At 43.9% G+C, this 3,221-nt stretch carries 1 protein-coding gene; it reads left to right on the top strand.

What is annotated here, in order from left to right; genetic code table 11:
• Nucleotides 1-230: 230 nt before the first annotated feature.
• Nucleotides 231-3,221: type I polyketide synthase (locus WBA23_RS03705; RefSeq protein ID WP_424580901.1), on the top strand; the 2,991-nt coding region annotated here is incomplete at its 3' end.

Raw genomic sequence — 3,221 nt, forward strand, 5'->3', positions numbered from 1 at the left:
GTATATAGTTATACAATTACACTTATAATCGCACAACTTGACGAGTTTGAAATCTCTAAACTTAGTTTTTAGTTTTTCGTCATTGCCCTACTATATTTTCAGTGTATATTCCCGATTTGCTCTTTAGATTTTACAGCATTTAACCGAATAAGTGTAAAGTTACTAAAAATTCAACCTATGAATAGATAGCCGAAAATCACTTTCTAAACACTAACTAAATCACCTTATACATGAAAAATTCGAACACCCGCTCACTGGGCGGGCCTGGCACTGTCATGCCCTCTCAGGACACTTCGTCAAAGAAACCTATCTCGAGTCAGCGAACCCCTATTGCTATTGTTGGTATTGGGTGTCGCTTTCCGGGAGAAGTAAATAATCCAGATACTTTCTGGCAACTTCTCACCGAAGGCAAAAATGCCATCACCGATGTACCCGCAGATCGTTGGAATCTATCGAAATTTTATGATCCCGATAGCGATAAAGCAGGTAAAATTAAAAGCAAGAAGGGCGGCTTTGTTAAAAATGTAGATCATTTTGATCCCGAATTCTTTAACATATTTCCTGCCGAAGCTCAACGAATAGACCCTCAGCAACGAATGCTTTTAGAAGTATCTTATCAAGCACTAGAAGACGCTGGGATGAGATTAGAAGATGTTTCCGGCCAAAAAGTGGGAGTCTATACCGGTCTCTTCATGAGTGATTACTGGGATATCCAGGCTGCTAGCGAACAACGCGGAGATGTTAGTCCACACGTAGCTATGGGAGCTTCTCGAACTGGGGCAGCAAACCGCGTATCTTACACCTTTAATCTGAAAGGACCCAGTTTAACGCTAGATACCGCATGTTCCTCATCCTTGGTAGGGGTTCATTTAGCTTGTCAAAGTATCTGGAGTGGAGAAAGTCAAATGGCTTTGGCCGGTGGAGTTAATGCCATACTTCGCCCGGAGTCATCCATCATTATGTCAAAAGGTAATTTTCTTTCACCTGATGGACACTGTAAAACCTACGATAGTCGGGCCAACGGCTATGTTCGTAGTGAAGGTTGTGGTGTAGTAGTACTAAAACCTTTATCCCAAGCGTTAGCTGACAAAGATTCTGTTTACGCAGTTATTTTAGGGTCGGCAGTGAACCAGGATGGGCATACTGAAGATGGGTTTACTGTTCCCAGTCTTACCTCACAAGTAGACATGCTAAAAACAGCCTACGAACACGCGGGGGTTGACCCAAAAGATGTGGCCTACATTGAAGCACATGGAACGGGTACTCCGGTAGGAGACCCCATAGAAACGAATGCTTTTGGTGAGGTAATTGGAAAAAATAGGACAGAAGAACAGAAGTGCTGGGTAGGCTCCGTAAAAACAAATTTCGGGCATACCGAAGCAGCGGCAGGTGTAGCAGGGTTAATCAAATTGGCGTTGGTGCTAAAAAATAGCAAAATCCCTCAGAATTTGCATTTTGAGACCCCTAATCCTAAGATTCCATTCGATCAGTATCGCTTGAAAGTACCTACTGAACTTATTGATTTGCCAACCGGGGATAAGCCAATAATTGGCGGGGTTAATTCATTTGGAGCAGGCGGTACAAACGCTCACGTAGTGCTTCAATCCTTCAGTAATTCAGAAACGCGCTTAACTGAGGATCAAGAAGAAACCGAATTATCGGAAGTGGAATTATTCACACTCTCAGCCCAAAGCAAAGAAGCCCTGAGAGATAATGTGTCTCGTTATATAGAATTTGTGGAGAGTACTAAAAATTCTCTAGCCGATATTTGCTATACAGCAGGAGCTCGGCGATCAGCATTAAGCTATCGCTTATCAGTAGCTTGCCGAACGAAGTATGAACTGAAAGAGAAGTTAGTTGCCTTTTTGGAAGAGGAAACCCGAAGCGGAATGTATTCTCAAAAGGTTAAGAGAGATCATAAACCTAAGCTTGGATTTATCTTTTCGGGTCAAGGCCCTCAATGGTACGCTATGGGGCAAGAACTTCTCAAGTCATCGTTGATATTCCGAGACGTAGTAGAGAGTATCGATCAAAAATTTCGCAAGTTAGCTGACTGGTCGCTATTAAAAGAAATGAATCGTGACGAAGCCAGCTCTCGGGTTAGCGAAACTCAGATTGCCCAACCGGCAATTATGGCGATTCAGATCGGACTAACCGAAATCTGGAAATCGTGGGGAGTAACCCCCCAAGGTTGTGTGGGACACTCTATTGGAGAGGTAGCAGCAGCCTACGCTAGTGGTGCACTAACGCTAGATCAGGCAGTAGAAGTAATTTATCACCGAAGCCGAGGGCAAAGCTGTGCCACCGGAAAAGGGAAGATGCTAGCGGCAGCCCTCACAGTAGAGGAGGCCCGGCAGGCCATTTCCAGTGTTGCCGATGAAGCCAACCTAGGTCAGGTATCCATTGCGGCTATTAATGGTCCGAATATGTTAACTTTTTCGGGCGATGCTGAACCGTTGGAGAAAATCGCTAAACAGCTAGAAGAAAAAGATGTGTTCTGCCGCTTCCTAAAAGTGAACGTGCCTTTCCATAGCCACCATATGGAACCCTTAAAGGAAGAATTAATTGAGTCGCTTATTCATTTAGCACCCAATCAGGCACAAATTCCTCTTTATTCTACCGTGACTGGTAAGCAAGAGGATGGGTTGCATTTAACTACTGGATACTGGTACCAAAATGTTCGAGAGCCTGTATATTTTACTGATGCCTTAGCTCAGATGGCTGACGATGGGTTCGATACATTCATCGAGATTGCCCCTCACCCAGTATTAACTATTGGAGCTAATGAATTATTAAAATCAAAAGCGGTTAAAAATGTATTCATCGTTCCGTCATTAAGGCGCAAAGAAGATGAGGCACTAACAATCAAAGGTTCGCTAGGAATGCTCTATACGCAGGGATACTCTGTTGACTGGCAACAGCTGGTAGGGGTCGGTAATACTGTTGACCTCCCTTCTTACGCATGGCAACATAAACCCTACTGGTTTGAGCTTGACTCGTCAGTAAAAGATCGCACCGAAGCATCCGTACATCCGTATCTATCTCGAGAAACGGTTTCTTCTACTGATAGCAATCACCGAATCTGGGAAGTTGCACTTAATACGAAGGCGTTTCCCTATTTGCAGGATCATAAAGTAGATGGTACTATTGTTTTTCCTGGTACCGGACACCTGGAAATTGCCTTATCGGCAGGTAAGCATTCTTTCGGGACTTCTTGCACT

It is taken from the genome of Tunicatimonas sp. (assembly GCF_049647865.1).
Taxonomy (GTDB): domain Bacteria; phylum Bacteroidota; class Bacteroidia; order Cytophagales; family Cyclobacteriaceae; genus Tunicatimonas.